Genomic DNA, 4,216 nt, shown 5'->3' with positions numbered 1-4,216 from the left:
TGCCTCATTCCTTCCAGCACCCCTCATCCGTCTCGGCGCAAAAGCGCCGATCCACCTTCTCCCACAAGGGGAGAAGGGGTGCTCCTCACCCTAGCCGCGTCACTAATTTCACGTCACACCCCGAGCAGCACGCGGCGCTGGCCGCTGAGTTCGCTCGGCGACAGATCGGTCTTGACCGTGCCGGCGGTGCCCTGGCGCTGCTCGAGTTCAGCCCGGAGCGCTGCTTCGCGCGCCTGCACGTCCTTGTCGGCAATGGTCGGTGTCGGTGGCAACGGCTTCAGCGCCGGCGGCTTTTGAAAAAGGCACATGGTTCCAGCTTTCTCCATAGTCAGACGACCCAAAGCCAGACGACCCAAAGTCAGACGACCTCGTCCAGTCGTAGAGCAAAAAATCCTCGCCGTTCTTGCCGTAGCCCGGCAGGCGGCAGCGTTGCGTGGCGCCAAGCCGGGCCAGCCAGCGCAGCGCCAATTCATTGGTGGCCAGCGCCCGCGCCTCGACCCGCCAGGCGCCGTGCGCGGCAACCTGCGGACCGAGCACGGCGTGAAAGAACGCCGTAATCCCAGGCACGCAGCGCTTCATGCGGCGCGTGCCCCAGCTCCAGGCGATCCATAAGCCGCCGCGCTGTTCGGCGGCGCCAAAGCCGGCCTCCGGATTGCCGTTCAGCTCGGCGACATGGGCAAATCCCTGCAGCGCCGTCAGCGCCAGCAGCGCCGGCGACCATTCGTCGAACTGGCAGTCGATCTCCATCCGGTCCTCGAGCCGCAGATTGGCGGCGATGTAGCTGAGGTCGCGCAGCGTAGCGCTGACAATGCGAACGGTCATCAGCGGGGTCCCCTCACCGGAACGCCCCCAGCGGATCGCTCTGCCCTGCCTTTCGCCGTGCCGTCTTGAACTCGGCCGGGTCGACCACCGCTTCCCTCAGCATCATCACGCCATAGCGTGTCGCCGCCATCAGATCGTCGCGCAGCTTCACCACCTGGCCGTCTTTGCGGTGGTAGAGCCGAAACTCCTCGAACCAGGGCAGAAGCGTCGAGAACACCTTGAAGCGGCCGCTCTGCATGCGGTCGAGCATCTCCATCAGCCCGGCCTCGACCGACACCGAACCGTCGGCGAATTGCGCATGGCTGGAAAGCATGTTCAGCCCATGCGCGGCATATTGCCGGGCAAGTGCCACGCCCGCACCTTCCAGCGTCTCGCGGCGGCCGTCGCGCGGCCATGCCCAGGGCAGCCATTCGCCCCACGGTTTCAGGGTCAGCGCCTGCATGGCCGGCGTTTGCTGCGAGGCGCGGCAGGCTTTTGCGACATAGACGACGTCGGCTTCGGTATCCCAGGCGAGCTCGACAGCAGCGGAAGGGTGATCCCAGCCGAAATCCAGCGCCCCGAGCCGCGGCCAGTAGCGCGGCAGCCGGAACGGCTCGCAGGCAATCAGTTCCTCCGCCACCGGAAAGATGCGGCCGGAGCCCAGCACCGGAATGCCCCTCGCCCGCGCCTCGCGCTCATGCGCCGGATAGGCCGATACGATCGCGGCGCGCTGCTGCGGCGTGTAATGCTCGGCATCGTCGATGGTCATGAAGGTGACGTGGCGGGTCATTTCTTCGCCCTCGCACTTGAATCATGTTGGCAGGCGCCGGCCGCATGGTGTTGTTTGGCCAAGATTTTTCTGGCCAAGGCGGCCGCTCTGCCTTCTCCCCTTGTGGGAGAAGGTGGCCTCGCCCACGGGTCTTGCCTCCGGCAAGCCCGAGGACAGGCTCCGCGAGGTCGGATGAGGGGTGTTCCAGCTTGGCACCGAAGAACTCCGTCCAGCACCCCTCTTCCGTCTCGGCGCTGCGCGCCGATCCACCATCTCCCACAAGGGGAGAAGGCAAGGCCGCCGCCCCCTCACCCCATTCCCTCCACCGCTTCCGCCGACAGAAACAACAGCACCACATCCGACATGCCGAGGAGCGGCGTAAAAGTGACGATGGTGATGCCGCCTGTCGCGTTGGTGCGGGTCAGGCCTTCGGAATAGATGTCGAGCGGTGGTTCCTCGTCGAACCAGACGCCGTGCAGCGTTTCGCCCTGCCACTTTTCGCGGCCCTTCTCAAAACTCTTGAACGACAGCACCGATTCATAGGCCTGCACATCGCCGCCGCCGCCATGGCGCACCACGACGCTGTCCAGCCCATGCGGCGCGCCGCGCCCCATGATGGTGCTGACAATGGCGTCGGCCGGGATCATGCCGGTGCCCCACGCCGCCGGCTGCTGCGGCGGGCCGACCAAGATGCGCTGCGGGTTGTCGCGCGTGCCCTCGGCGGTGACACCGGCCGCCCACAGCCGCACGGCCGTGTCGAAAACCTTGCCTTGCCACCACTCGGGATAACGCCCGGTGAGATGCATCGCCCATTCGGCGCCGCCGGCCCTTGTCTTGCCGAGCTGGTTGCCGGCCATGAACAGGCGTTCTCGGTTGGCAGCACCGGCCGCATGGAACTCGGCCTGTCGCGGGTAAGGCCGGTAGGCGGCAAGCTGGTTAGTGCGCCGCCTCCGGTCCAATTCCCTGAGCAGGCTCAGATACTCGGTCTTCGCCGTCGCGGCCTGGTTTTGCGAGGCCCGGTCTTGCGACGCCGGACTTTTCGAGAAACGGCCGCAGGACGGCTTCGAGGCCGCGGATGCGCTGCCTGATTTCGTCATCGCTCAGTGCTTCCAGGCTGTTGATGTTGAGATGCAGATCCTTGGGCAGCACCGACAGCACGATCTTCAGATACTGATCGGGCTTTTCGGTACGAACCTCGGCGATGACACCGGCGCCATGCGCCCGGAAATCGGCTCGGATGGCTTCCAGAAAACCATCGGCCAGCGTTTTTTTCGCCCGCTTCGGCCGGCCGGACGGCTTGCGTTCGGTCAAAGGATTCTCGGCCATGCCCTACCTCGATGCTGGTGATTGGCGAAAGCCGGGGTGACATCCGATCTCCCCCCAAGTCGGGGAGATGCCAAATTTTGGCAAAGAGATGGCAGGGCAGAGGGGGGCGCTGTCCCGCCGACATTGATATCGGCAACACAGGCACGAACTTGTGAGAAGGCTTGAATTAAAAAAACCCGCCTCGGCGGGCGGGTCGTTGGCGCAAATCAGCACCATGACTATATTCCTAGCATAGCTGCCGTCACAAAGCAAGCGAAATCTCGCGGGCCGGCCTAAAATTCGGCCGCCCGCCGCGCTATGGTGCAGGGATCGGAACCGGTGTTCGCGCGTTTGCAATTTGCCAATGGGAGCAAAGCCATGAATGTCGCCAATCTGCAACTCGAGGGCCTGCTGATGGCCGTCGCATCGATCAATCAGGTCCTTGTCCGCAAGGGCGTGCTGACGGTCGAGGAGATAGACATCGCCTTGCGCAAGGCCGAAGCCAGCGAGACCAGCGAGGAGCGCTCCGAAGGCATGTCGGCGTCGAGCCGCGATGCCGTCAACTTCCCGATCCGGCTGCTGGAACTGGCGAACCAGTGTCAGCCGGAGGCGGACATGCCGTCCTTCTCCAAGCTGGCGCGCATGGTCGGCCAGATGAAAGAACCCTACAACGACCAGATGTGACGCCGCGATCGCCTCGCCGTCCCGTATCGGAACGCCGCTTGCCAGCCGGGCTACGATCAGCTGGCCGATGCAGGCTTCCAGGTCAGCACACGGCCCGGCCCATGCACGGCGGCAAACAGCAGCCCGGCCAGGAAAGTAAAATGATCGACGAAAAAGCCGAACTCGGCCTGGTTTCCGGCCCAGTGCGACGGCCCGTGGAAGGCAAAGGCGAGGAACAGCACATAGGCGCCGGCGACAAGAGCGGCCTGCGAGAACAAGGCGCCGGTCAGGAAGCACAGGACGAGGATGACTTCGAGCATGGCCGCGCACCAGGCCAGAAACAGCGGGAACGGAAATCCGGCGGCGGCGATGTAGCCCGCGGTGGCGCCCATGTCGATGAATTTGAAGGTCACCGCCATGAGGAAGACGGCTGCGAAGATCAGGCGGCCAATCAGGATTGCCGCGGTCTGCCACGGCGGTTGAGCCGGTGATTGGGTGGTTTCCGATGACATGCCGTCCTCCAGGGTTGCGACCGATTTCGCCCCAAGGACGTTGCACCAGCCGCAAACCCGACATGCGGCGCTTCCCCTTCTCCCCTTGTGAGGGCTTTGCACAGAATCGGATTGGTGATTCCGTGGGCAAGGAAGAGAGGGAGATGATTTGGATGGTCGATCGTGT

General features: G+C 64.4%; 7 protein-coding genes. 1 reads left to right on the top strand and 6 read right to left on the bottom strand.

The annotated features are described in order from the left end of the window. Positions 1 to 113 precede the first annotated feature (113 nt). The 5 genes from AC0L2A_RS35845 to AC0L2A_RS35825 form a co-directional block, all read right to left on the bottom strand. Positions 114 to 239 (bottom strand): hypothetical protein, encoded by a 126-nt coding sequence (locus tag AC0L2A_RS35845; protein WP_473612898.1) that lies wholly within the window; start codon positions 237 to 239, stop codon positions 114 to 116. After that, on the bottom strand, positions 208 to 822 hold the full coding sequence (locus tag AC0L2A_RS35840; protein ID WP_473612896.1) for a hypothetical protein: 615 nt from the start codon (positions 820 to 822) through the stop codon (positions 208 to 210). Before AC0L2A_RS35840 ends, AC0L2A_RS35845 begins: the two co-directional genes overlap by 32 nt. Before the next feature lie 13 nt (positions 823 to 835). Continuing rightward, positions 836 to 1,591: a phage terminase large subunit family protein gene (locus AC0L2A_RS35835; RefSeq protein WP_202366869.1), complete on the bottom strand. Its 756-nt coding sequence runs from the start codon at positions 1,589 to 1,591 to the stop codon at positions 836 to 838. Between the two features lie 287 nt (positions 1,592 to 1,878). Next, positions 1,879 to 2,427, bottom strand: a complete 549-nt coding sequence (locus tag AC0L2A_RS35830; protein ID WP_473612895.1) for a terminase large subunit domain-containing protein — start codon at positions 2,425 to 2,427, stop codon at positions 1,879 to 1,881. Positions 2,428 to 2,506: 79 nt separating this feature from the next. Further along, positions 2,507 to 2,896, bottom strand: coding sequence for a hypothetical protein (locus AC0L2A_RS35825; protein WP_473612893.1), 390 nt, complete (start codon positions 2,894 to 2,896; stop codon positions 2,507 to 2,509). Between the two features lie 357 nt (positions 2,897 to 3,253). On the opposite strand from AC0L2A_RS35825, the gene AC0L2A_RS35820 reads away from it, so the two are divergent. After that, positions 3,254 to 3,559, top strand: a complete 306-nt coding sequence (locus AC0L2A_RS35820; protein ID WP_023803842.1) for a hypothetical protein — start codon at positions 3,254 to 3,256, stop codon at positions 3,557 to 3,559. A gap of 56 nt (positions 3,560 to 3,615) precedes the next feature. Here AC0L2A_RS35820 and AC0L2A_RS35815 read toward each other — a convergent pair whose 3' ends face one another. Beyond that, the gene (locus AC0L2A_RS35815) at positions 3,616 to 4,050 is read right to left on the bottom strand and encodes a DoxX family protein (RefSeq protein ID WP_473612892.1); all 435 of its coding nucleotides are present in this window, start codon (positions 4,048 to 4,050) and stop codon (positions 3,616 to 3,618) included. Positions 4,051 to 4,216: the final 166 nt, after the last annotated feature.

Source organism: Mesorhizobium sp. WSM4844, assembly GCF_055811775.1.
The sequence above is the reverse complement of the archived record's forward strand: the minus strand, read 5'-3'. Positions and strand labels throughout refer to the sequence as shown.

Excerpts from the sequence above, each read along its gene's own strand:
- AC0L2A_RS35840 (WP_473612896.1), bottom strand. The coding sequence starts at position 822 with ATGACCGTTCGCATTGTCAGCGCTACGCTGCGCGACCTCAGCTACATC.
- AC0L2A_RS35835 (WP_202366869.1), bottom strand. The coding sequence starts at position 1,591 with ATGACCCGCCACGTCACCTTCATGACCATCGACGATGCCGAGCATTAC.
- AC0L2A_RS35830 (WP_473612895.1), bottom strand. The coding sequence starts at position 2,427 with ATGGCCGGCAACCAGCTCGGCAAGACAAGGGCCGGCGGCGCCGAATGG.
- AC0L2A_RS35825 (WP_473612893.1), bottom strand. The coding sequence starts at position 2,896 with ATGGCCGAGAATCCTTTGACCGAACGCAAGCCGTCCGGCCGGCCGAAG.
- AC0L2A_RS35820 (WP_023803842.1), top strand. The coding sequence starts at position 3,254 with ATGAATGTCGCCAATCTGCAACTCGAGGGCCTGCTGATGGCCGTCGCA.
- AC0L2A_RS35815 (WP_473612892.1), bottom strand. The coding sequence starts at position 4,050 with ATGTCATCGGAAACCACCCAATCACCGGCTCAACCGCCGTGGCAGACC.